Here is a 24,425-nt window from a genome sequence, read left to right as displayed (position 1 = left end):
TTCATCATCTTCATCACTCGCGGCTTCACATTCCCGAGGCGATGCCGGGCGTCATTTCAAGCCCCCGGCTCTCCAAAGAAGTCGCCTCCCAATTCCTGAAGGCTGTGTAGACATCCTCCTTTACCGCGTAATCCCAGGTGCCGCTCTGATGCACGATGCGGCCGCCGAATCCGGATTTGAAGCGATACATGCCGAAGAAGGGGTGTTGCGGATTGCCGTTGGGGGCAACGGCACCCATGTCGTATGTGTGGCAATCGCGGTGTGCGGCCCATTTCATCGCCTCCCAATGGAGGGCATAGGACCCCATGAGGTTTCTTTTGAGATTCCCCGATGCGCCGTGCAGAAAAAGGGCGACCTTGCCGCAGACGGCGATGATGGCGCCGGCCAACACATCACTGCCGTGGGTGGCCAACAACAAGGCAATCTCCGATTTCTCCCGGTGGTCGCCATCGTTTGGAAACAACACTTCGAAAAACCGATAGGCCGCCGTGCGGAAACCGTTGCGCTCGGCCGTTCGGCGATACAGTTCGTAAAACACCGGCAGATCCTCGACCGTGCCCGGTTTTACCTGCACGCCCTTGCGCCGGGCGAGGTTGATGTTGTAGCGGGTCTTGCTTTTCATGCGGGACAGCATGCGGTTTTCGTCGACGATATCGACGACGCAGCTGTGGGCCACGGTCATGTCGTTCGGCGCCTTTTTCAACCGCCAGTGCTTCGTTCCGAAATTCATCCGAATTTCCCGGATGCCGGGATCCGGGAAATCGTACCGCTCCAAACACTCGATTTCCCGGGCATAGGTCGATTCCCAGGGCAGGTCATAGCGGATGAAGGCCACATTGTCGCCGATGTGCCGCACCAATTCCGCCGACAAGGCCTCGAGGTAGGGCCCATAGCTTTCCTGCGCCGGCGCCCACTCCGGCCCTTGCGGCACATATGCCGCAACGGCGTTGCGTCCAATGGGCTTGGACAGCACCAGCATATCCTGTGTAGACGCCTTCCCGTCGATATCGAACGCATGGGCGCGCCATCCCAATCGCCGTTTCACATCTCCCCAATAGACACTCTGAAAAAGAATATCCGTCGGCAAAAGCGCCTGTGAACCCTTGGGTTGCAGCATCACTTCCATGGCCTGTTTCACTCCTGCTCCGTTCACCATAAACGCACCACCACGGCGCGTGGAACAGCCGCGGTCACCATGAAGAGGACAGCCGCATGCCACGCCGAAGATGCAATCTGGGGTTGATCAATCGAAAATAGAAATGGTCTCAACCTGGCGACATCCAAAAGCAACTACCATGCCCACCCCACCCATTCGGTTCTGTCGAGTCCGACCGGCCTTGGAGAAAACCCGCAATGCATTGCTTTTCCGCATCAGAATGGAAAGAAAGGTACGAATTTCACAACCCCCCACCGCATGGCGCACGGCAGATACCGCAGAAAAGAGAACAGCAAACCGGGAGTTTTCCGGCCACCGGTTACAAACCACCCACCCCCGACATGCATAACGCAGCGGCACGGCATGTTGCGGCATTATTTGAATCCTCCTGTAGGGGCACGGCACGCCGTGCCCTTGCCGGTATTGGATGGAGGGGTCGCAAAATTTTTCTTGACAGGCGATCAAAACACCCATTAAGGTACCAAATATGATTCTTAATAAACCCAAATATGGTACCCATCATGGATTGCAATCAAAACCGAAAAGCCGACAGAATCGCCAACGGCAACGGCAACAGCAATAACGTCCCCGCCATCCACCGCGCCATCGATGTCCTCGAGTTGATCGCCGCCTCGGACCGCGAGCTTTCCTTGTCCGACATAATGCGCAGGCTGGACATCCCGCGCCAATCGCTTATTCGGATCCTCAACACGCTCTGCAACCGTGGGTTTTTGGACAAATCCGCGCGCAGGGGCCTCTACAGGATCGGCTTGAAATTTCTTTATCTGGGACACGGACTGCACGACAAATTCGAACTGCGCAAAGCGGCTTGGCAATACATGAAGGAATTGTCCCGGAACACCCACAAAACCATTGAGCTCTCCACCCTGGACCGGGATCAACTCATCCTGCTGGAACAGATTCGCGGCCGTGAGGAGATGTCGATTTACTCCCGCGCTGGCAGCGTCTTTCTTTACTTTCATGCGGTCAGCGTCGGCAAGGTCTACCTGTCGCTGATGAAGCCGGACAAGCGGCGACAGGTGTTGCAGAAAATCGGTTTGCCGCCGGTCACCCAATACACCATTACCGATCTGGCGGTCCTGGAAGAACAGATCGGCGAAATTCAGCGTTGCGGGTATGCTTTCGAGGATCAGGAGATGAGAGAGGGAGTGCGGCGTGTGGCGGCGCCCATTTTCAATGCAGACGGCAGGCACGTCGGTTGCGTCGGTTTGTCGGCCACCATTTTCAGTTTCGATCTCGAGGAGAAGGACAAGTTCGGTCGGATGGCGCGCGAAGCGGCGCAAAAAATTTCCGCCGAGATCGGCTATGAAGGGCCGAAGACCGCCGTCGATTAAACCGTGGAAGGCCGTTTGGCCCAAGCGCCTTTCACATCCACCGTGAAACAACCCAAAGGAGGCACACATGTTCGCGCTTAAAGGCAAAACAGCACTGGTCACCGGAGGCGCCCAAGGGATCGGCAAGGGCATTTCATCCATTCTGGCAGCCCAGGGGGCGCAGGTCGCCATCGGCGATATCGACCTGCGGATCGCCGAGACGACGGCGGCGGAAATTTACGCGGCCGGCGGCAAGGCCATGGCGGCGCGGTGCGATGTGACCGACCTGGAATCGGTACAAGCCGCCGTGGCGGTCATCAAGGAGCGTTTCGGGGCCATCGGCATCCTGGTCAACAATGCCGGCTGGGACCGCATGGTCCCTTTTGTGAAAACCACCCCTGATTTCTGGGACAAAGTGATCGACATCAACTACAAGGGAGTGCTCAACTGTGTGTATGCGGTCATCCAGGACATGATCGCGGCAAACGGCGGCCGGATCATCAACATCGGATCGGATGCGGCCCGGGTGGGGAGCATGGGGGAGGCGGTCTATGCCGGCGCCAAGGGTGCCGTCATTTCCTTCAGCAAATCTTTGGCAAGGGAAACGGCCCGCAACCGGATCACGGTCAATGTGGTCTGCCCCGGCCCGACAGGCACCCCGATGACCGAGCAGATGCAGGCGGAAAGCGATTTTGCGAAGAAAATACTTTCCAAAATGGACAAAGTCATTCCCCTCAATCGAATGGGGACACCGGAGGATATTGCTTCGGCCGTGGTGTTCCTGGCCTCGGATGAGGCCGGCTTCATCACCGGCCAGACGCTCAGTGTCAGCGGTGGGCTGACCATGAGCTGATGCCCGGCTTCCGGATGGATACGCGCCCAAGGGCACCTGTGGGTGCCAAAGGAGGGACAATCATGAAGGCACACAGCCAAACCTACAATTCGGAGATGTTTATAGACACCTTTGAAAACACCTTCACCTACATCAACGGTTTCATGCGCAATGTACACCGGTTCTCCGAGCGCACCGCGCTGACTTGCCCTGTGCGCAAACAGAGCTGGACCTATCCCCGACTGAATGCGGAAGTGAACAAGCTGGCCCATGCTCTGACGGGCAGCGGGGTCGGCAAGAACGATGTGGTGATGTACCAGTTGCTCAATTCCGCCGAATTTCTCTTTCTCTACCTGGCGCCGCAAAAGATCGGCGCCATCAACTGCCCCATCAATTTCCGTCTCTCTTCCGGTGAGACGGCCTATATTCTGGATGACAGCAAGCCCAAGGTGTACTTCTACGACGCGGATGTCAAAGATGTCGCCCAACGCGCGTTGGAGTTGGCTTCGCACCGTCCTGAAAAGATCGTTATGGTCGATATCAGCGGCGCACAGCAACCTTTTGCCGGGTCGCTGACCTATTCCGACTACGTCAAGAACAGCCCGGAAGACGAACCGGGCGTTCAGCACCCCAGTCACGTTTATGACGAGGTGACCCGGCTGTACACCTCGGGTACCACCGGTATGCCCAAGGGGGTGCCCCTCAACAATCTCAATGACATCTTCAGCGCCCACGACGTGATCATGCACTTTCCCCTTTCGCCACTGGACAAAACATTGAACATGACCCCTTGGTTTCACCGGGGCGGCCTGTATTCGGGTGGACCGAACCCGACGCTGTATATCGGGGGGGAGGTGGTTGTCCTCAGAATGTTCGATGCGCCGACCGTTCTCGATCTGGTGCAGCAGTATCAACTGACCTACCTGATCGGTGCGCCGGTCACGCTGAAGATGCTCAAGGACGAACAAGTGGCGCGACCACGGGATATCGGCTCGTTAAAGGGCATTGTCACCATGGGGGCGCCGCTGGAGGCGAACTTGTGCATCGAGTGCCACAAGGTGCTGACCAAGAACATCTTCAACGGCTACGGGTCCACGGAGGCTTTCTGGAACACCTTCCTGCGGCCCTTCGATCTGCCCGCCATGGCCGGCAGTGCAGGTCGCTCCTGCACGGACGACAGCATGGCGGTGGTCGAGCTGCTGCCCGATCGCCTGGCGGAACCGGACGAAACAGTGCCCAAGGACAACCAGACGGTGGGTGAGGTGATTGTCAGGGCGCCGGGCAAATGTGCGTACGATTACATCAACAAACCGGACGAGGCGCGCAAGAAGTTCTACAAGGGATGGCTTTACATCGGCGATTTGGGCACCTGGAACGAACAGGAGTATGTCACCATCGTCGGCCGCAAGGATGACATGCTCATCTCCGGCGGCGAGAATGTGCAGCCGGTGCAGGTGGAAGAGGCGCTCAACCAGCATCCGTTGGTTTCCGGTTGCGCGGTTACCGGTGTGCCGGACGAAAAGTGGGGGGAAATCGTTGTCGCCTACGTGATCAAAGCCGAAGAAAACTTGACGGTCAAGGATCTGGATGAACATTGCCGCAATCACCCCATGCTTTCCCGGTACAAGCGGCCGCGGCTTTACCGGTTCGTGAATGAATTGCCCATGACGGCCACGGGCAAACTCATTCACTACAAGGTGAAAGAGCGTGCCAAAGAAGACTACCGTAAAGGGTTGTTGGAAAAAGCATGATCGGTGATCCGTCGATGATCCAAGAACGGGGGGTATCCAATGGAATTTTCATTCAGCAACAGTCAAAAAATGATTCAGAAGGAAGTCCGGCGATTTGCTCAGGAAGAATTGGCGCCGCAATACAGCCGCTGGGACCGGGAAAAGCAATACCCCCGGGAACTATTGCGCAAAATGGGGTCGCTGGGCTTCATCGGTACCTCCGTCAGCCAGGAGAACGGCGGCCTGGGTGAATCGTACATCACGGAGGGCATCATTTGCGAGGAGATCGCCCGCGGTGATTGCAGCCTACCCATGGCCACCCATGTGGCCGGTCATCTTTGCGCCGGTTTGCTGGAGCACGGAAGTCAGGAGGTGCGCGATGCATTTCTGGCGCCCCTTTTGGCCGGCGAGATGATCCCGGCCTTCTGCTTGACCGAACCCGGTTCCGGCACCGATGCCGTCGCTATGCAAACCAGCGCCGAAAAAAAAGGTGCCGCCTATATCCTCAATGGCGAAAAATCGGGTATCACCGCCATAATGGATGCCGACGTTTCCCTGGTCTTTGCCAAGACCGATCCGGCTGCCGGGGCCAAAGGGGTCAGCTGTTTCGTCGTCCCCCGGAATCTTCCCGGCGTCACCATGCAGGGCTATGAAGATCTCGGCTGCAATGCCGTGGTGCGCGGTTCGCTGTTTCTGGAAAATGTGGAAATCCCCGCAAGTTATCTCATCGGGGAGGAGGGCACGGGGTTCAAGATGGCCATGCGCGGCTTCGACATCAGCCGCATACTCCTCTGCCTGGAGGCCATATCGCCCGCGCTGGTCTCCCTGGAGGAGACCATGGCGCACGTCAAAAAGCGGGTTGCCTTCGGTCGCCCGCTAGCCACCTTCGAAGGGGTTTCCTTTCCCATCGTCGAGCATTTGAGCTTGCTGGAGGCGGTGCGTTTGCTGTGCTACAAAGCGTTGTGGCTGAGGGACCAGGGTCGGTCGAGCTCCAAGGAAGCCGGGATGGTCAAATGGATGGCCCCCCGCTTTGCCACCAATGCCATTCGCGATTGCATGCTGCTGCACGGTCACTATGGCTACACCAAGGAGTATCCCCTCGAACAGCGGTTGCGCGATGTGCTGGCCATCGAGATCGCGGACGGCACCTCCCAGGTTTCCAAACTAGTGGTGCAACGTGAAGTGATGGGCAGGGAGTTTCTTCCCTACAACTATCGTTGAAAGAACAGTATCGCTGAAAGAAAAGCCGGCTCATCCAAAACCGGTACCTTCATTCCAAAGGAGAAATAATGATGAACTTCGAAGAAATCATTTACGAGAAGAAAAACGGCATCGCCCGCGTCGCCATCAACCGGCCGCAGAAATTCAATGCCTGCACCTCCCTGACCCTGCTGGAGTTGAACCAGGCGCTGACCGATGCCTGGGTGGACAACTCCGTCGGCGTGGTGGTGTTCACCGGCGCCGGCGAGAAGGCCTTTTGCACCGGCGGAGATCAGTCCATCCGGGAGGCCGGCGGATATGCCGGCACCATCGCGGCGCTACCGGTGGAAGTGGGCTGGCAGACCGTCTCCAACCTGATCCGTACCATTCCCAAACCGGTCATCGCCAGGGTCAACGGATATGCCATCGGCGGCGGCCATGTCTTCCAGGTGGTCTGCGACTTGTCCATTGCGGCCGAATCGGCCAAATTGGGCCAGGCCGGTCCCAAGGTGGGCAGTTTCGACCCTGGCTACGGCACCGGTGACCTGGTCCGCTGCGTCGGGCTCAAAAAAGCCAAGGAAATCTGGTACATGTGCCGCCTGTACACGGCCCGGGAAGCCCTCGACATGGGCTTGGTCAATGCCGTGGTGCCCTTTGAAAAGTTGGATGAGGAGGTCGACAAGTGGTGCGCCGAACTGCTCGAAAAGAGCCCCACGGCGCTTAAAATGCTCAAATACGCCTTCCATGCCGAAACCGACGGTGTGGCCGGCATCACCCATCTGGGCGTTGGGGGCTTGAGCATGTTCTACGGCACCGAAGAGTCCATGGAGGGTCGAAATGCCTTCATGGAAAAACGGAAACCGGATTACGACAAGTACCGCAAGTAGGTGGCATGCGGTAGCGAGGAAATGGAAGACGCAGTTCAAGGCAGGAGGAAAGATCATGCAGATCATCGATGCAATCAAAACACGCAAAAGCGTCCGGGGGTACAAGCCCGACCCCGTTCCCAAGGAGACCATACGGCAAATCCTGCAAATCGCCGGTCGCGCCCCGTCGGCAATGAATTCTCAGCCCTGGGCGTTTTGCGTGCTCGGCGGCCGCGTGTTGGATCAAGTGCGCCAGGCCAATGCGGCCAAACTGCGGGCCGGCGAAACCCCCGGTGGCGAACAGTCGGTGGTGGGATGGAGCAAGCAAAGCGTCTACCGCGAACGGCAGGTCGAACTGGCCGTCCAACTGTTTCGACTCATGGGCATCGAACGCCAGGACACAGACAAACGCACGCAGTGGACGGAACGGGGGTTTCGCTTCTTCGATGCCCCGGCGGCCATAATCGTGCTGACAGACACAGCGCTCAAGCCCGACACCCCTCTGATCGATATCGGCATCGTCATACAAACCATCTGCCTGGCCGCCCTTGCCTTCGACCTGGGCACCTGCATCGCGGACCAGGGCTGTCTATACCCCGATGTGCTGCGCCGACACGCCGCCATCCCCGACAACATGCGCATCGTGATGTCCATCGCCATCGGTTACCCGGACTGGGACTATCCGGCCAACCAGGTCCAGACCTCCCGCGTGCCGATCGATGATATTGTCCACTGGCACGGGTTGTGATTGTCGTGCCCCCTGCACACAAGTGCAGGGGGCAAGGCATCATCGTGATAACCACACCGGTGGGGGTATGGAATCATCGATGTAAATGCGATTCCATACCTTTGACATTCATCGGCGGGGCAGGGTATATTCCTCACGCGATTTCAAAACGAAAGGAAGGGATGACCGTCATGGATCTTTTGGACCTTTGCGATATCGAAACATGGCAAGCCTTTGAAGATGCGATCTACGAACGCTCCGGGTTGAATCCGGCCGTCTACAACACCGAAGGGATCCGCATTGTGCAGAACCCCCACTGGCCCAATCGGCTTTGTCCGGAAATCAAGGCAACCTCCAAGGGACAGAGTTTCATCTGCGCTACGGCCCACATGAACCTCGCCAACCAGGCGCGCCAGAGCCGGCAGACGGTGATCGAGGAGTGCGATGCGGGAATGGTCAAACTGGTGACGCCCATATTCGTCGAGGACACCTTTCTCGGCGCGGTCGGCGGCTGCGGCAAGGTTCTCGATGACGGTGAAGTGGATACTTTCCTGGTGAACAAAATCACCGATATCGATGAGGAGCGGGTCGAAGCCTTGTCCGCGGACGTGACCGCCATCTCCATGGAAAGCGCGCGTCAACTGGCCGATTTCATCGAAAAGCGGGTTGCGGAAATCGTGACCGATTATGTGCGCCGGCAACAGCAATGAAGCCGGCATCGCCCCATTGCCCTGACACCCAAGCGGCCCTTGCCCGACGCAAACCGATATTCCCGACATGATCCCTGCCACCCCCCGAATCTGGCTGGCGCCCCTCCGGGGGCTGACCGGTGCTCTGTTTCGCAACGCCTATGCCGAGCATTTCGACGGCATCGACGGCGCGGTCACCCCTTTTTTGACCACCATCCAAGGGGTGCGTATCAAACCCAGCCAAATTCAGGAAGTGTTGCCGGAAAACAACCGGCTGATGCCCGTCGTGCCCCAGATCATCAGCAAAACCCCATCCAATTTCATCGCGCTGGCCACCGCCCTGCACCGGATGGGGTACGACACGGTCAACTGGAACCTTGGCTGTCCTTTTGCCCGCGTGGCCAACAAGCAGCGCGGATCGGGCCTGCTGCCCCATCCCGAACGCATCGATGCTTTTCTGGAGCAGGTGACCGGTGCTCTGCCGACACGCATCAGCGTCAAGCTGCGCCTGGGTCGCAGTGCGCCTGAGGAGATACTGGATCTACTACCGGTTTTCGACCGCTACCCAATCCAATCGCTGATCCTTCATCCGCGTACCGGTGAGCAGATGTACACAGGGCGCCCCGACTTCGAGATGTTCGCGCAGTGTCTTCAGCGTACCCGGCACCCGGTGATCTACAACGGCGACATCGTCGACCGAAAAGGGTTTGAAGTGTTGCAACAGCGTTTTCCGTCGGTGGCCGGCTGGATGATCGGCCGCGGCCTGCTGGCCGATCCCTTTCTGCCTTCCGCGATAAAGGGAAGCAGCCCGAGTCACGAAGATCGGATCGGCCGGTTCCGGCGGTTCCACGACACCCTCTTTGACCGTTTTGCCGCCATTCGCCATGGGCCGGTGCAACTGGTGGATACCATGAAGGGCTACTGGACCTATTTCGCCCAAAACTTTCAGCAGGGCGACAAACTGCTCAAACGCGTGCGCAAAGCGCGGCGCGTGGAGCAGTACCGGAATATATTGGCGGCTTTTTGGCAAACCGCCGCCTTCAAGGGGCCGTTCGACACCTGTGGATAAGTGCTTGGGGTATCATCGCAACACACAGCAACAGCAAACGAGGAGTGGACAGTGCGTTTTTATCTGGTGGTCGGATTCAGTTTCCTGGCCGGCATGTGCGGCTATATCATGGTGCGGTTCTGGATTCTGCCCATCGGACGCTACCGGCGGGCCAAGGGAGAGTTGCTGCAACGATTGAACGATTACCGGAAATTGTTGCCCGCGGACGATACCGCCCCGTTGCAGCGGGACCGGGGGCGTAAAATACTGCGCGATATTCGTCGCCAGGGCGTCGCCATTGTGGACCTGCACGACCAGGAGCTGCCCTATTGGTACCGTCTGGCGCTGCTCTCCCGCAAAGAGTCGCCCGAGGCGGCGACCGATCCCATACTGCGCCTGGAGAACATGCCCAATGGGGGACAGGCCCGCAAGTGCTTGGAGGAGATCGGTCGACATCTGGGTTTTCGCGAACTGCGAACCCCTTGAGGAGAACTACCATGCGCAAGAACACCCTGTCGCGATTTGGACCGTGGATCGTCGTGGGGCTGATGATTTGGGGGGGAAGTGGCGCCGTTGCCGGGGCCGCCTCCCTGGCGGCCGCAGTGCGGCCACCGGCGGATTTGACCCTCTGCGGTGAGCCGGTGCCCTGGGAGCTGGCCGACGTGCGGGAGCGGTTCGAGCTGGAGATGCTGCTCAGCCTGGACAATCGGACACAGGTGGTGCTGTGGCTCAAACGGGCCGCCCGTTATTTGCCCTATATCACCGCCGAACTGGAAAAGGCGGGCTTGCCCGACGACTTGAAATACCTGCCCATCGTGGAGAGCGCCCTGCGGCCCCATGCCGGTTCGCGGCGGGGTGCCATGGGGTACTGGCAATTCATGGCCGGAAGCGGGCGCAATCACGGCTTGACCGTAGACCGATTCATTGACGAGCGGCGGGATCTGCAGGCCTCCACCGCTGCCGCCCTGCAATATCTGCAATCCCTGCACGAGCAGTTCGGCAGCTGGACCCTGGCGCTGGCTGCCTACAACATGGGGCGCAACGGCCTGGCGGCGGAAATGCTGGAACAGGAGAGCAACAATTACTACCAACTCTACCTGCCCTTGGAGACCCAGCGTTTCGTGTTCCGGATGCTGGCGGTCAAGTTGATCGTCGGCAATCCCGTCGCTTACGGGTTCGATTTGGCGCCGGAAGATCTTTATCCGCCCCGGCGTTTCGACACCGCCACCATCGTCTTGGCGCGGGAAGTGCCCATACGCCTGGTGGCTGAAGCCGCCGGTACCTATTTCAAGCGCATCAAGGACCTGAACCCCGCCCTGCGCGGGCACTATCTGCAAGAGGGGCGTTACGATTTGCATCTGCCCGAAGGGGCCGCGGACGGATTCGGTGAGCGTTTGCGACAAGTCATGGCCGAGGATGCAACAAAGCGTCCCCAACGCATCTACGTGGTGCAACCCGGCGATTCGCTCTCGGTCATTGCCGAGCGGTTCGACCTGCCCCTGCCGGCCTTATTGATCTGGAATCGCATCGATCTGAACAAACCGATTCATCCCGGCGACCGTCTGGTGCTCTATCCCCGTTGGGATGATGCCGGCGCGGCACAATGGCCGGCGGATACCTTTGAAGAAATGGAAGATTGAAACATGGAAAAGAAGAAACTTTACGGCGAAGATCTGAAGGCCCAATTGGAGGCCAGCCGGCGGGACAAATTGTACCCCTTTCTGATGGGTGAGGACACCATTCGGGGAGTGGCGGTCAACGGTACGCGCATGGTCAATGAAATGCGTTGGAATCACGAACTGGGTCTGTTGGAGACCCTGGTGTTGGGTCACGGCTATCTGGCCGCCGCCCTGATCTCCGCTACCTTGAAAGGCAATGACCGCATCGCCATCGATGTGGGCTGCTCGGGGCCGATTAAAGGGATGAGCGTGGAAGCCAACGCTTTCGGTGAAGTGCGGGGGTTTCTCAAGCAGGTGCCCATCCCCATCGACAAGCCCCTGGAGAGTTTCGATCTGCGCCCTTTTTACGGCGCCGGCTTTCTATCGGTCACCAAGTACCTGCAGGACGCCAAGCACCCCTTTACCGGAAAAGTAATGATGGCCTACGGCAGCCTGGCCAAGGACCTCTCCCACTACTACCTCAAGTCGGAACAGCTGCCCTCCGCTTTTTCCCTGGGGATTTTTTTCGACGGTGAAGGCAATGTCCAAGGGGCCGGTGGTCTCATGCTGCAAGCCTTGCCGGGCGCGCCCGAATCGCTGTTGGCCCGGTTGGAGGCGTTGGTGCACGATTTGCCATCCATGGGGCAGGCGGTGGGCGCTGCCGATTTTCCCGAACCTTGGCTGGCCGAGGCGTTTCCGGGCCTGGGGCCGCGCATCCTGGATCGGCGGGGCGTGGAGTTCATGTGCCACTGCAATCGGGAGAAGATCGGCACCATGCTCGCCATGCTCGATCCGGCCGAATTGGCCGATATGGCCCGCAACGGCCCCTTTCCGGTGGAGATCCGCTGCCACAACTGCAACACCCTGTATGCCTTCGATCGGAAGGACTTGGCAGAGATCCGCGCGGCCGCCAAAAAGTAGAAAAGTAGATCAGATCCGCCTTTGCTGCACCAAAAACATGGCGGCAATGGTTTTGGCATCCTGGATGCGCCCGTCGGCGATCATGGCCACCACCTCATCCAGGGGCAGGGGGTGGACTTCCAAAATTTCATCCGCATCCAAATGCTGCCGGGCCGGCGTCAAATCACGGGCCAGAAACAGGTGGATGGTTTCATCCGAATAACCCGGCACCGGTTGTACAGCCCCCAGGGTTTCCCAGACGGCGGCGCTGTAACCGGTCTCTTCGACCAACTCGCGCCGGGCGCAGGCCATGGGGGACTCCTGTCGGTCCACCGTACCGGCCGGAATTTCCCACATGTAACGGCCAACGGCATGTCGGTACTGCTTGAGCATCACCACCCGGCGGTCTTCGAGCAACGGCACGATGGCCGCCGCACCGGGATGGCGGATGATTTCCAGATCGATGGTCACCCCGTTGGCCAGGGTGACGTTCTCCACCGTAATCTCAAAAACGCGGCCATGGCGGATGGTGCGGCGTTGGTTGACATGGGGGTGCATGGGCTGTTCCCGTCGATGGGGCATCAATTGGTGCGCGGGTTGCGCCGAATCTGGGCGACGATGTCCCTCAGCGCGTCGCCCGATGGGGTCCGGGCATCGGGGTTGGCGGCCAGCAACTGTTCCCAGGCGGACAGGGCGCCGTCCAGGTCGTTGAGATCGTGCATCAGGACCACCCCTTTGTTGTAGAGAGCGATTTCATGGTCGCCCTCCATGGCCAGTACCCGGTCGAAGGTTTCCACCGCCTTGCGCGGGTCGCCCCCGCGGCGGTACATCACCCCCAGGTCGGTCCACACATCCGGCCGGTCGGCATCCAGAGCCAGGGAGCGTTCATAGGCCGCGATCGCCTTTTCCGGTTCGCCGCTGTCGAAGTAGAGGTGGCCCAGTTGGGTCCAGGCGCTTACATCGGTGGGGTCGGTTTCGGTTTGCGCCACCAGGGATTCGATCATGGCCCGCTGCTGCGCTGCCATGGGATTGACGCCACCGTCGGCGGCTCCCATGGGCAGGTTGCCCACCGCACGGTAGGCGCTGAACACCACCCCACCGACGAAACCCACGGCCAGGGCCACAAAAAAGAGCAGGATCACATTTTCCGTTTTGACGTAACCCTTGCGTTTTTGGCTGTCAGATGACATGAATTATCCTTTCTCTAAGCCGATCCGCGCGACCAAGTTTTCGCGCCCGCGCAATATAGAATCGAACTTTCGGCGAGGCAAGGGAAAAAGGACCTGTTCCATGAATCCCTTGACCGCCGCATCCGGAACGCGAACCAAAAGGGGGTTGTAGTGGCCGATCCGTTGTTTGAACCGATCTTGATCAATCAGTTGGAAGTGAAAAACCGCTTTTACATGCCGGCCATGCACATGGGAATGGCGGACCAGTTCGAGGTGACGCCGCGATTGGTGGATTTTTACGCCGAGCGGGCTCGGGGCGGGGCGGGCATGATCGTGGTGGGCTACGCCACCGTGGACGAGCTCTCCGGCAATGTGCTCAATATCGGCGCTCACGATGACCGGTTCATTCCCGGTCTGGCGCGGCTGGCATCCGCCATCAAGGAGAACGGGGCCCGGGCGGCGGTGCAGCTCAATCATGCGGGCCGCTACAACAGCTCCTTTTTCCTGGACGGTCGGCAGCCGGTGGCGCCTTCGGCCATCGCTTCGCGCATGACCCGTGAGACGCCCCGCGCCCTTACCGTGGCGGAGATCGGGCAAATCGTGGACGCATTCGCCCAGGCGGCATTGCGGGTCAAGAAGGCCGGGTTCGATGCTGTGGAGGTGCTGAGCGGCACGGGATACCTGATCAGCGAATTTCTTTCGCCCCTGACCAATCAGCGCGAAGACGAGTATGGTGGCGACCTGGAAAACCGGATGCGCTTCGGCCTGGAGGTGATGCAGGCCATCCGGGCAGCGGTCGGTGCCGCCTTCCCGGTGATCGTGCGCATGAACGGAAACGATTTCATGCCGGGCGGGCAGGGACGCCAAGAGTTGCAGGCCTATGCCAAGGCATTGGTCGAAAGGGCCGGTGTGGATGCGCTTTGCATCAACGTGGGCTGGCACGAGGCGCGGGTGCCCCAGATCGTGACCGCCGTGCCGCGCGGGGTGTTCGCCTATCTGGCAAGGGGGATCAAGGAGCTGGTGCCGGTGCCGGTGATCGCCTCCCACCGCATCAACGACCCCCTGACGGCCCGCGACATGATCGGTGACGGCATGTGCGACATGGTGGCCATGGGGCGGAGCCTGATTGTCGATCCCTACCTGCCGGAAAAGGCGCGCACCGGTCGCGAGAGGGAGATCATCCACTGCATCGCCTGCGCCCAGGGCTGCTTCGACAACCTGTTCAAACTGAAACCGGTGGAGTGCCTGTGCAACCCCCGGGCCGGCAGGGAAGAGGAAACCCGAATCGAGAAGGCCCCGGCGGTCAAGAAGGTGTTGGTGGCCGGCGGCGGGCCCGCCGGCATGAGTGCCGCCCTGGCGGCGGCCGAGCGGGGACATGCAGTAACGCTGTATGAAAAGGCCGATCGTTTGGGTGGCCAGCTGCACCTGGCTGCGGCCCCTCCGGGACGCGCCGAATTCGGCGTTTTGGCCGATGATTTGGCGCAACAGATCGCCGTCAGCCCGGTCACGGTCCGTCTGGGTAAGGCGGTGGACGAAGCGGTGTTGGTATTGGAACAGCCCGACGCGGTAATCATCGCCACAGGCGCCCGGCCGATACAGCCGCCCATTCCCGGCGCCGACCAGCCCCATGTGGTCCAGGCCTGGGATGTGCTGCTGAACAAGGCCCATACCGGCCGACGCGTGGTGGTGGTCGGCGGAGGCGCGGTAGGGGTGGAAACCGCCATGTTTTTGGCCGAAAAGGGAACCTTGGACGGCGACGCCGTCAAGTTTCTGCTGATCAATCGGGCTGAAGATCCGGAATCCCTCTACGAACTGGCCACCCGCGGCACCAAGCAGGTGTTGCTGATCGAGATGCTGGAGGCCATCGGCAAGGATATCGGCCGCTCCACCAAATGGTGCATGTTCCAGGAACTGGATCGCAGTGCCGTCAAGCGGATGGCCGCCACAAAGGCGCTGGAAATTACACCGAGCGGCATCCGGATCGAAGGGTCGCGAGGCACCGAGGAGATCGCCGCCGACACCATCGTCCTGGCCGCCGGGGCCCGATCCGAAGACCCTCTTTCGGAACTGCTGTCAGCCAAGGGGATCGCTCATCAAGTGGTGGGGGATGCACGCCAAGTGGCCCAGGCCATCGATGCCATCCATCAGGGCTTTGCCGCAGGTCGTGAGGTTTAGGCAAGCATAAAAAGCTATTGCGCAAGGGGGGCGGGATCGAGCGGTGTCTCGACGATGCCCCCCTCTTTAGTTGCCGTCTCGCCTGTCGCGGCGGGATTTTCAGCCGATTCCGCGGAGGGCGCGGCGGTTGCAGTAGATGCCTGTTGGTCGCCAGGGGCTTCCCGCGCGGGCGCGGGCGCCGATGACTGCGGTGGGGTGACCGCATCTTGCGTATCGGACGGTTGGTCTGCCGGTGCTTCTTCGCTTGGCGCCGACGGTGGCGGTGCCGTTTCCACCGCCGGCTGAGGCGCGGCGGGGGGTTCCGGCGCCGTTTGCGGTGCGGGCGTGGGTTCCGGCTGTGGGGGTGTCAGCGATTGGTTTTCGGGGGTCGGTGCGGGCACGGGTGGCGTTGCCGGCGCGGCGGGAGGCGCCGGTGCAGTTGTCGCGGGTGCGGGTTTGCGTTGTGGGGCAGGCTGAGGGGGCGGTTGCGGCGCTTTCGGGGGTTGGGCTTTTTCCGCCTGCTGCAGCGCCTTGGCCGTCGCCACGGACAATTGGCGCTCCAATCCGGTGATGCGCTCCATCAAGCGGCGTACGTTTTCCCGCTCGGTGGCCAATTGGCGTTGGGCGTCGGCCAAAGCCCGGGAAGCCGTATCCAGATCTTTTTCCAGTGCCGTTCGTGCCGGGTCGACGGCTTGCGGCATCACCGCCGTTTGCGCTTCGGTTCGGGCCTGTTGCTCCTGCGCCTGGCGCAATTGCTTCAATTGCAGGCCGGACAGGGCCGCCAGCAGAGCGGCGGCAATGGTGAACAGCGCGCAGACAACAGTCAGGATCTGGCGTTTGCGAAAGACGGCTTTGAGATGTTCGCTGGTTTGAACCGAATGGGTCATGATGCAACTCCCCTGCTATGCGCCCGGCTACATGTCGAACGCCCGGGTGGGCCATGCACGGCGAAACGTGCGGTGGTGGTCGGGATCGCTTTGCGCGCCTGAGTGATTGTCGATATGGGATCGATTCATGAGCAGCCTTCCATGGGATATGCCGGCAGGACGGGCTAATCAGGTTCGCCGACGATCATGGACATGGACCATTCGGGATACTTGGCGCTCACCTGCGCCGATACCGGAAGGCCTGCGGTGGTCAGTGTTCTTTGGAGAAACTTGGCATAGGAAGGTGCGGTGGCTTTGCTGTGGATCGTCAGCACCAAGCCTTGGGGCGGATGGGAAAAGGCGCTTTGGATGATTTCCGAGGCGGCCCATCCCTGGTCTTCGAAGAGCGCCTTCAACTCGTTTGCCATGGCGTAGGAAGCGGGATTGCCGAGCACCGAAATGATGTCCAGATCCCCTTTGGGGCCGCCGCTGAGCAGTTTGACCAACATTTTGCGCTGCTGGCTGTCGAGCATCTCCTTTTTGACCGGCGGCGCCACGGGTTGGGTGGTGCCGGCGCGGCCCCGGGTGGTGTTGATGTCCTTCAATTCGTCGATCCGATTTTTGAGGGCCCCTTCGGCATCGGCGTAGCGCTTGCGGATCTGCTCCATCTCCTTGCGCAAGGCCCCGGCGTCCATTTCCGCCAAGCGGCGCTTTTGCTCGACAATGTCCTGGTTTTGCTGGGTGGCCAGCAACTCCTTGCGGATCTGTTCGGCCGCCTTTTCCACCGCCTTGATCTTGTTGCGGGCGGCAGCCTCCCTGTCGCCGACATGCCGCCCCAGGCGATTGCCTTGTGCCCAAAGCAGCAGTACGCTTACGGTTGTCAAGGCCGCGCCGATCATGGCCAGAACCTGCATCCACCCATTGAAGCCCGCCACCGATTCGATGTTGTGCCACCAAGCGAACATCGGCTTCCTCCCATCCTTCCGTGCTGTTGTGATAAAAATTAATTAATAATACCGATGAATTGAGGGTTAATCAAGAATAAAGATGATTATATTAGCGCTTTATTCTTACAACGGCAATGTGTTAGACAGGCGGCAGCACGAATCAGAGTGGAGATCGGACATGGGTATTGTAGGAAAGATCGTGGGGGGCACCATCGGGTTCGCCTTGGGCGGGCCGCTGGGGGCCATTGCCGGTGCGGTGTTCGGGCACGCCTTCGACAGCAGCGAAGAGAGTGGGCTGCAGGGCCGATCCGGCAACCTTTCCGGCATCGAGCAGACACAACTCGCTTTTTTCGTCAGCACCTTTTCAATGCTGGCGAAGCTGGCTCAAGCCGACGGCCAGGTGCGCAACGAAGAGATCGACACCATCGAAGCCTTCGCCGTACGCGATCTCAAGCTGAGTCCGGCGGAGCGGGAGGTGGCGTTGAATATTTTCCGGGCGGCATTGTCATCGCCGGCCCGCTTCGAGGATTTTGCCCTACAATTCTACCAACGCTTTCAGAACAATCACCAAATGATTGAAATGATGATGGATATTCTGGTGCGTGTCAGCGTCGCGGACGGTGTTGTCAACCGCGCCGAAGAGGCGCTGTTGTTGCACGCGGTGCGTATTTTTCAAATGGGCGAGCAGCGCTACCGGCAGATCAAATCCCGCTACACGGCAACCGAGAACCAAGCCTACGAAGTGCTGGGATGCCGGCCTGAAGACAGTGACGAAGCGATCAAAAAACGCTACCGCACCTTGGCGCAGTCCTATCATCCCGATAAAATTGCAGGCAAGGGACTGCCCGACGAGTTCATCGATCTGGCCCACGAAAAATTCCGCGAAATCCAGAAAGCATATGAGACCGTCAAACAGGAGCGGGGATTGAGATAGGGCTTTTCGAGGCCCGAATCGAAACCCCCCGACATGGCGATGGGTGACACCGATGTATCTGAAACATTTTCAGTTGAACACCAAGCCGTTTCAAATCACCGCCGATCCCAAGTTCCTCTGGTTGGGCGAAAAACACAAAGAAGCTTTGGCCACCCTGCGCTACGGTATCCTGGACAATCGCGGTTTTTTGTTGCTCACGGGAGAAGTCGGTACCGGTAAAACCCTGCTCATCAACCGTTTGATCGGCACCCTGGACATGGACACGGTGGTGGCCACCATGCCCGATCCCGATCTGGTCAGCATGGATTTTTACAATCTGTTGGCCGACGGTTTGAAAATGAACCGCACCTTCGACAGCAAAGGGGCGTTTCTCATCCACCTGCGCGACTTTCTGCATCAGAGCTATGCGGAACGCAAGCAGGTGGTGCTCATCATCGATGAGTGTCAGCGGTTGAGCCCGCGCTTGATGGAGGATGTGCGTGTGCTGTCCAACATCGAGCTGCAAGACCGCAAACTGATCAACATTTTTTTCGTAGGGCAGCAGGAGTTCAACACCCTGCTGGCGTTACCGCAGAACCGGGCCCTGGCCCAGCGCATCACGGTCCGCTACCATATCGACCCTTTGACGGCGGCCGAGGTGGGGCAATACATCCGGCACCGCTTGAAGGTGGCCGGTAGCACGAAAGAGATCTTCAAGGCCGAAGCCGTCAAGGCGGTCTATCGCTTTTCCGGCGGCATCCCGCGGCTCATCAACATTTTGTCCGATCACGCCCTGTTGACCGCCTACGCCCGTGATGCCAAGGTGGTGGATGCCGCGATGGTCGAAGAGTGCGCACGGGAACTGCGCATCGCCTATGACCCGGCCACGGCGGAAAGTGAAGGCACGGCCCACGCACCGGACACCGTCTCCATTTCCCGGGCCGTGGCCCGTTCGGATGGTACATCTGTTGCGGCGGCCGGTACGCCCCAAGGCATGGCACGCGTTGGAGGTGCGGCCACCCCGGACAACGGCATGGGCACCCATTCCGTGAGACGGTTCTTCGGCAGATTGCTGTATACGGTCGTGGTGCTGTTGTTGGTGATGTTGGCGGCTTTTTTCATCACCCGTTTCACGCGCGACGATCAAGGCCGCTTTGGCGTCGATGGGGTGGACCGGAACCAAGTCCCCGCCTTGACGGACAGTGAGCGGGCGGAAGCGGCGCCGACCGAATCCGGGGCCGCCCCGCCTTCCCGATCCTCGGAGCGGCCTGCGGCGACGGCGTCCCGTTCCATCCCCGCGGCGCCACCCGTGCAACAGCCCGCGGACATATCCGCGGCCAAGGCCGGGCAAACTGGTGCTGCGGAGATGTCCGCACCGCCAGAGGAGGAGTCAGGGCCAAGAGCTGTTGCCGACCGGCGGCAGGCCCGAACGGACGCTGCCGCAGAGGCCCCCTCCGCACCGATCAAGGCGCCGCCGGTGATGAACCGGCTCATCACCATTCCCTTCACCTTCAATTCCAATGAAATCGACGAGGCATCCTACGGCGTGCTGAACCAGATCGCCTTACAGCTCCAGGCCCAGCCGGATCATATGTTGCAGGTACGGGGATATACCGATTCGTCGGGATCGGAAACTTACAACCAGAGCGTTTCGCGCTTCAGGGCCAGTGCCGTGAAATCCTATCTGGTCGGAAAAGGGGCGCCGCCCGATCGCATCGAGGTGCTGGCCATGGGATCCGCCGATCCAATCGCTTCCAACGCCACTGCGGAGGGTCGCAACCAAAACAGGCGTGTCGAAATCTATTTCACCCAGGCGCCTTGACGCTTCCGCCTTTTAAATGCTCCATTCAATGACCGCACCACCCCACGTGAGGCCCGCACCGAAGCTGACCAGCAGGACATGGTCACCCTTGTTGATACAACCTTGACGGTTGGCTTCGTCCATTGCGATGGGGATCGAGGCCGACGAGGTGTTGCCGTATCGGTCCACGTTGGTGAAGAAGCGATCCATGGGAATCTTCAATTTGTCGGAAACCGCCTGGATGATGCGCAGGTTGGCCTGGTGCGGGATGACCAGATCGATATCCTCCCGCTTCAGATCCGTTCGGGAGAGCACTTCTTCGGCGATGTGGGCCATGCAGGGCACTGCTTGCTTGAACAGGCGGTTGCCTTCCATTTTGAGGTGGTACGGCATGTTGTAGGCGCCTTCGAGACTCTCGGGCAGGGGAAAAGTACCGTCTTCGGCGTACAACAGATCCCAGTGACGGCCATCGGACTTCATCCGGGTGGAGAGGATGCCGCCGGGTGTTTCTTGACTGCCGAGCACAACGGCGCCGGCGCCATCGCCGAGGAGCACGCAGGTGCTGCGGTCCGTCCAGTCCAGCAGCGCGGAGAGCCGCTCCGAACCCACGATTAACACATTGTGGGCCATTCCCGCTTTGATACTGTTGTTGGCGATCTCCATGGCGTAAACGAACCCGGAGCAGCCTGCCGAAACGTCGTAGGCGGCGGCGTTGAAAGCCTCCAGGTCCTTCTGGATCATGCAGGCGGCCGAAGGGAAGAGGCGATCGGCCGTAACCGTGGCGGTGATGATGGTATCGATGCGGTCGGGAGTGATGCCGGCCGTTTCCAAGGCGTCACGGGCCGCTTGCGTGCCCAGGCTGGCGGTGGTTTCGCCTTTTTCCAATTTGGAAATCCGCCGTTGCTTGATGCCGGTGCGGCGGGTGATCCACTCATCGCTGGTGTCCACTATTGTTTCCAGCCCATGGTTGTCCAACACATATTCGGGCAGGGCGGACCCGGTGCCCAGCAGGTGTGCATATGGCATGGTGGTGTGTGCCTCCAATTATGATCTGTATCGATGCCTAACCTTATTCATGAAGGATGCGCAGCATGCGTCGCAGCGGTTCGGCGGCGCCCCACAGCAGTTGATCGCCGACGGAGAAGGCCGTCAAGTAGCGCGGTCCGATATTCAGTTTGTGCATGCGACCCACCGGAACGGTGAGGGTGCCGGACACCTTGGCCGGCGTCAGCTCGCGCAGGGTGCTCTCTTTGTCGTTGGGCACCACCTTCACCCATTCATTGTGTTCCGCCACCATGGCTTCGATCTCGTCCAGAGGTACATCGCGGGTCAAGCGCACGGTAAACGCTTGGCTGTGACAGCGCATGGCCCCCACCCGGACACACAGCCCGTCGATGGGGATCGGTTTTTTTTCGCGATCCAATATCTTGTTGGCTTCCGCAAAGCCTTTCCACTCTTCGCGGGTTTGGCCGTCCGCCATCGGTTTATCGATCCAGGGGATCAGGCAGGCCGCTAAAGGGGCGCCGAAGGCCTGCGTGGGCATGCCGCTGTCGCACAAGGTTTGGCTGACCGCGCGGTCCAGGGCCAGGATGGAGGCCGCCGGATCGGCCAGCAGATCGGCCGCCTTTTGTCCGATGAACTGCATCTGGGCCACCAATTCGCGCATGTTCTGCGCGCCGGCGCCCGATGCGGCCTGGTAGGTCATTGAGGTCAACCATTCGACCATGCCGCGGGCGAAGAGCCCCCCCAGGGCCATCAGCATCAGGGAAACGGTGCAGTTGCCGCCGATGAAATCCTTGACGCCTTGGTGCAGCGCCGCATCGATAACCGGTCGGTTGACCGGATCGAGGATGATGACGCTCTGCTTTTCCATGCGCAACGTGGAGGCCGCATCTATCCAGTAGCCGCTCCAGCCGGTTTGCCGCAGCTTCGGGTAAACGGCCGACGTGTAATCACCGCCTTGGCAGGAAATCACGATATCCATGGTTGCCAGGCGTTCAATAACCATAGCATTTTCCACCGGCCGGGTTCCCTGGCCGATGTCCGGACCGGGTTGTCCGGCCTGGGAGGTGGAAAAAAAGGTGAAGTCGAAATCTTTGAAATCGTTCTCTGCCCGCATGCGCTCCATGAGCACCGATCCGACCATCCCACGCCAACCGACGAATCCGACACGTTTCATGGCGTTTCTCCTTGCAAACCAGTGTCAATGGGCAATCGCCCATAAAACCCGTTCAATATGGTGCCGCCGCTGGTTTGTCAAGAGTCGGGCCGATTCTTCAGTAAGAAGGTGGACAAGGTGGCGGGTTTTGTCGTACCAATGTACTCGTTTCATCCGAAATATCTATTAAATTTGGACAGGAGCAGGGGCAATGGGGGTGGACAAGGAGATGCGGATCGTTGTGGTGCCCAAGGAGGAGGCGGTGTTCTGGATGGACCGCTTCGGCCATTGGTACAATGAGGGTGGGCGCTTGCGGCACAAGAAAATCGTCGACTATTTCAATGCCGCCATCTGTCGCGACCGGGACGGCTATTTCGTACAGCAGGTCCGGGACAACATCGTCGAAAAGGTCTATTTCCGCTATGAGGACACACCCTTGTTCGTGGTGGACGCAACGGCCGAAGATCCGGTGCGCCTGATGCTCAATACCCGTGAAACAATTGCGCTGGAGACCGATCCGTTGTTCATTCAGGAGGACAACCTCTACCTGCAGCGGGGCGAGGATCGGATCAAGTTTTCCGACCGTGCCTTGCTCAAGCTGGCCGGTCGCATCGGGTACAATGAAGCGCAAGGATATGTACTGCTGACGCCGGCGGGCAATTGCCCCATCCCGCAGCGGCCGTGAAGAGGTGGGCGGGTCGGCGCTTTTTTTCCTTGACCGTCGCGCCCCCTGGATTTATTAGTTCAGATTTCGTTGAGGGCGACCCGCTCGGTGTGTGGTGGACGGGGCGGCCCTTTGGGTCTGTTGCAATGCGTTACCTTATCCATTGGAGGAGGTGAAACCACCCAAACACCGCGTTGAGGCGGACGGAGGGGCCTACATTGAACCAAACGACCGGTAAACACTGTATCTTGGAGCTCTTTGAGTGTCCATCCGAACTGCTGGATGACGAGCAGTTCATATGTCGTGCCATTAATAGTGCGGCCGAGGCATCGGGATCCACGCTGCTGACACTGTCGAGCCACAAGTTCAGCCCCCAGGGTGTGACGGCCTTGGGCCTGTTGGCCGAATCCCACATTTCCATTCATACATGGCCCGAAACCGGCTATGCCGCCGTGGATGCGTTCACCTGCGGCACCCATTGCGACCCTGTCGCGGCTTGCCGGCTGCTGACCGGACTGCTGGAAGCGAAGCGCCAGGCGCGCACGGTTCTGCAACGCGGGCGCGGGGTGCCCTTGCCGGTCGCAAACATGGCCTCAAACAGTTCCTGCGAGGACACATGCATTCCCATGAGACCCCCGGCAGCCTATGGTTGACTGAATACAACAACCCCTACGATGCCGTTTGCCATGGCATCCTAGAGGTGGTGCACCAGCAGAAGACACGTTTCCAGGAAATGATGATCGTGCGGTCGGGTGCCACCGGCAAGGCGCTGGTGCTCGACGGTTGTTGGCAATCGTGCACCGGCGATGAATTTATGTACCACGAGGCCTTGGTGCACCCGCCTTGCCTTTTGCAAGGTGGCCCGAAAAAGGTGTTGATTCTCGGCGGAGGCGAAGGGGCGGCGTTGCGCGAAGCCCTCAAATGGAAAACCGTGACGGAAGCGGTCATGGTGGATCTGGACGGTGCGGTGGTCGATGCCTGCCGGCGCCACCTGCCGGAGATGCACCAGGGCGCTTTTGACGATCCGCGTAGCCGGGTGGTGATCGCCGATGCTCTGGCGTACGTGGATGCGGTGCCGGGAAATTGGGATGTGATCGTTTCCGACCTGACCGATCCGCTGGAGCACGGGCCCAGTGCCAAGCTGTTCACGCGCGAATATTTTGCACAGTGTCGGCGGGCATTGGCGCCCGGCGGCTGTTTTGTCATACAAGCCGGGCTTGCGGGCCCTGTGGAGATGCAGTTGCACGTCCGGCTGGCCAATACCGTCGCCTCGGTTTTCCAACGCATGTGGCATTGGCTGGTCCCCGTGCCCAGTTGGGGATCGCCCATGGGGTTCGTATGTGGCGCGGACGACACGGTGGGCTGGGAGGATCCGGAACCGGAGGCCGTCGATGAGCGGTTGGCGGGATTGATCGACGGCCCTTTGCGCATGTTCGACGGGCGCACCATGCGTGCCTTGATGCACCCGCCCAAATATTTGCGCGACGCCATCGCGGCGGAGAATCATGTCTACTCTTTGGCCGCACTGCCCCGTGCCATACGATAGATCGTCGGCGGCCGATGCCGCCCGGATTGACGGTTTCCCCACCAGGGTTTTCGCGAGAGGTCGTCCC

General features: G+C 59.9%; 25 protein-coding genes. 17 read left to right on the top strand and 8 right to left on the bottom strand.

The window, feature by feature from the left end; translation table 11 throughout:
* Positions 1–25: 25 nt before the first annotated feature.
* Together MRX98_RS11110 and MRX98_RS11105 are read right to left on the bottom strand one after the other, a co-directional pair.
* Positions 26–1,138 (bottom strand): lipid II:glycine glycyltransferase FemX, encoded by a 1,113-nt coding sequence (locus MRX98_RS11110; protein WP_246907398.1) that lies wholly within the window; start codon positions 1,136–1,138, stop codon positions 26–28.
* Between the two features lie 105 nt (positions 1,139–1,243).
* Positions 1,244–1,531: a hypothetical protein gene (locus MRX98_RS11105; RefSeq protein ID WP_246907390.1), complete on the bottom strand. Its 288-nt coding sequence runs from the start codon at positions 1,529–1,531 to the stop codon at positions 1,244–1,246.
* Positions 1,532–1,677: 146 nt separating this feature from the next.
* Between MRX98_RS11105 and MRX98_RS11100 the strand changes: the two genes are divergently transcribed.
* The 11 genes from MRX98_RS11100 (at position 1,678) to MRX98_RS11050 (ending at position 12,161) form a co-directional block, all read left to right on the top strand.
* Entirely contained in the window at positions 1,678–2,511 is an 834-nt protein-coding gene (locus MRX98_RS11100; protein ID WP_246907388.1) for an IclR family transcriptional regulator, read from the top strand.
* A gap of 67 nt (positions 2,512–2,578) precedes the next feature.
* A complete protein-coding gene (locus MRX98_RS11095) occupies positions 2,579–3,343 on the top strand; it encodes an SDR family NAD(P)-dependent oxidoreductase (RefSeq protein WP_246907386.1) in 765 nt (254 codons plus the stop codon).
* Between the two features lie 62 nt (positions 3,344–3,405).
* Positions 3,406–5,073, top strand: coding sequence for a class I adenylate-forming enzyme family protein (locus MRX98_RS11090; RefSeq protein ID WP_246907379.1), 1,668 nt, complete (start codon positions 3,406–3,408; stop codon positions 5,071–5,073).
* Between the two features lie 39 nt (positions 5,074–5,112).
* Complete coding sequence (locus MRX98_RS11085) at positions 5,113–6,273, top strand: acyl-CoA dehydrogenase family protein (protein WP_246907377.1); 1,161 nt, start codon at positions 5,113–5,115, stop codon at positions 6,271–6,273.
* A 68-nt stretch (positions 6,274–6,341) separates the two neighbouring features.
* On the top strand, positions 6,342–7,139 hold the full coding sequence (locus MRX98_RS11080; protein WP_246907376.1) for an enoyl-CoA hydratase-related protein: 798 nt from the start codon (positions 6,342–6,344) through the stop codon (positions 7,137–7,139).
* Between the two features lie 55 nt (positions 7,140–7,194).
* Entirely contained in the window at positions 7,195–7,866 is a 672-nt protein-coding gene (locus tag MRX98_RS11075) for a nitroreductase (RefSeq protein ID WP_246907367.1), read from the top strand.
* Positions 7,867–8,036: 170 nt separating this feature from the next.
* Positions 8,037–8,555 (top strand): PocR ligand-binding domain-containing protein, encoded by a 519-nt coding sequence (locus MRX98_RS11070; RefSeq protein ID WP_246907365.1) that lies wholly within the window; start codon positions 8,037–8,039, stop codon positions 8,553–8,555.
* 67 nt (positions 8,556–8,622) lie between these two features.
* Positions 8,623–9,603, top strand: coding sequence for a tRNA dihydrouridine synthase (locus tag MRX98_RS11065; protein WP_246907363.1), 981 nt, complete (start codon positions 8,623–8,625; stop codon positions 9,601–9,603).
* Between the two features lie 51 nt (positions 9,604–9,654).
* The gene (locus MRX98_RS11060; protein ID WP_246907356.1) at positions 9,655–10,068 is read left to right on the top strand and encodes a hypothetical protein; all 414 of its coding nucleotides are present in this window, start codon (positions 9,655–9,657) and stop codon (positions 10,066–10,068) included.
* An 11-nt stretch (positions 10,069–10,079) separates the two neighbouring features.
* Positions 10,080–11,222 carry a lytic transglycosylase domain-containing protein gene (locus MRX98_RS11055; RefSeq protein ID WP_246907354.1) on the top strand — a complete coding sequence of 381 codons (1,143 nt, stop codon included), beginning with the start codon at positions 10,080–10,082 and terminating at the stop codon, positions 11,220–11,222.
* A 3-nt stretch (positions 11,223–11,225) separates the two neighbouring features.
* Entirely contained in the window at positions 11,226–12,161 is a 936-nt protein-coding gene (locus tag MRX98_RS11050; protein ID WP_246907347.1) for an Hsp33 family molecular chaperone HslO, read from the top strand.
* A gap of 9 nt (positions 12,162–12,170) precedes the next feature.
* Here the strand turns inward: MRX98_RS11050 and MRX98_RS11045 are convergent, their stop codons facing one another.
* Together MRX98_RS11045 and MRX98_RS11040 are read right to left on the bottom strand one after the other, a co-directional pair.
* Positions 12,171–12,698: an NUDIX hydrolase gene (locus tag MRX98_RS11045; RefSeq protein ID WP_246907345.1), complete on the bottom strand. Its 528-nt coding sequence runs from the start codon at positions 12,696–12,698 to the stop codon at positions 12,171–12,173.
* A 23-nt stretch (positions 12,699–12,721) separates the two neighbouring features.
* Positions 12,722–13,330: a tetratricopeptide repeat protein gene (locus tag MRX98_RS11040; protein ID WP_246907343.1), complete on the bottom strand. Its 609-nt coding sequence runs from the start codon at positions 13,328–13,330 to the stop codon at positions 12,722–12,724.
* Between the two features lie 150 nt (positions 13,331–13,480).
* Between MRX98_RS11040 and MRX98_RS11035 the strand changes: the two genes are divergently transcribed.
* Positions 13,481–15,484: an oxidoreductase gene (locus tag MRX98_RS11035; RefSeq protein ID WP_246907341.1), complete on the top strand. Its 2,004-nt coding sequence runs from the start codon at positions 13,481–13,483 to the stop codon at positions 15,482–15,484.
* Between the two features lie 14 nt (positions 15,485–15,498).
* Here the strand turns inward: MRX98_RS11035 and MRX98_RS11030 are convergent, their stop codons facing one another.
* Both MRX98_RS11030 and MRX98_RS11025 read right to left on the bottom strand, forming a co-directional pair.
* A complete protein-coding gene (locus tag MRX98_RS11030; RefSeq protein ID WP_246907334.1) occupies positions 15,499–16,350 on the bottom strand; it encodes a hypothetical protein in 852 nt (283 codons plus the stop codon).
* Between the two features lie 164 nt (positions 16,351–16,514).
* Complete coding sequence (locus tag MRX98_RS11025) at positions 16,515–17,294, bottom strand: hypothetical protein (RefSeq protein ID WP_246907332.1); 780 nt, start codon at positions 17,292–17,294, stop codon at positions 16,515–16,517.
* A gap of 160 nt (positions 17,295–17,454) precedes the next feature.
* Here MRX98_RS11025 and MRX98_RS11020 point away from each other — a divergent pair, with 160 nt between their 5' ends.
* On the top strand, positions 17,455–18,210 hold the full coding sequence (locus MRX98_RS11020) for a TerB family tellurite resistance protein (protein ID WP_246907330.1): 756 nt from the start codon (positions 17,455–17,457) through the stop codon (positions 18,208–18,210).
* 52 nt (positions 18,211–18,262) lie between these two features.
* Positions 18,263–20,011 (top strand): AAA family ATPase, encoded by a 1,749-nt coding sequence (locus MRX98_RS11015; protein ID WP_246907328.1) that lies wholly within the window; start codon positions 18,263–18,265, stop codon positions 20,009–20,011.
* 12 nt (positions 20,012–20,023) lie between these two features.
* Here the strand turns inward: MRX98_RS11015 and MRX98_RS11010 are convergent, their stop codons facing one another.
* Both MRX98_RS11010 and asd read right to left on the bottom strand, forming a co-directional pair.
* Positions 20,024–21,016 carry a beta-ketoacyl-ACP synthase III gene (locus MRX98_RS11010; protein ID WP_246907326.1) on the bottom strand — a complete coding sequence of 331 codons (993 nt, stop codon included), beginning with the start codon at positions 21,014–21,016 and terminating at the stop codon, positions 20,024–20,026.
* A 43-nt stretch (positions 21,017–21,059) separates the two neighbouring features.
* Positions 21,060–22,169 carry an aspartate-semialdehyde dehydrogenase gene (gene asd / locus MRX98_RS11005; RefSeq protein ID WP_246907325.1) on the bottom strand — a complete coding sequence of 370 codons (1,110 nt, stop codon included), beginning with the start codon at positions 22,167–22,169 and terminating at the stop codon, positions 21,060–21,062.
* Between the two features lie 190 nt (positions 22,170–22,359).
* On the opposite strand from asd, the gene MRX98_RS11000 reads away from it, so the two are divergent.
* The 3 genes from MRX98_RS11000 to MRX98_RS10990 all read left to right on the top strand — a co-directional run bounded on the left by MRX98_RS11000 (position 22,360) and on the right by MRX98_RS10990 (position 24,358).
* A complete protein-coding gene (locus MRX98_RS11000) occupies positions 22,360–22,833 on the top strand; it encodes an MFS transporter permease (RefSeq protein WP_246907323.1) in 474 nt (157 codons plus the stop codon).
* 197 nt (positions 22,834–23,030) lie between these two features.
* Positions 23,031–23,465, top strand: coding sequence for an adenosylmethionine decarboxylase (gene speD, locus MRX98_RS10995; protein WP_246907322.1), 435 nt, complete (start codon positions 23,031–23,033; stop codon positions 23,463–23,465).
* Positions 23,429–24,358: a spermine/spermidine synthase domain-containing protein gene (locus tag MRX98_RS10990; protein WP_246907321.1), complete on the top strand. Its 930-nt coding sequence runs from the start codon at positions 23,429–23,431 to the stop codon at positions 24,356–24,358. The genes speD and MRX98_RS10990 overlap by 37 nt, the downstream gene beginning before the upstream one ends.
* The last annotated feature ends 67 nt before the right edge of the window (positions 24,359–24,425 follow it).

The organism is Desulfatitalea alkaliphila (assembly GCF_022968795.1).
In the GTDB taxonomy this organism is placed as follows: Bacteria; Desulfobacterota; Desulfobacteria; order Desulfobacterales; family Desulfosarcinaceae; genus Desulfatitalea; species Desulfatitalea alkaliphila.
This window is presented reverse-complemented; position numbering and strand designations above follow the sequence as displayed.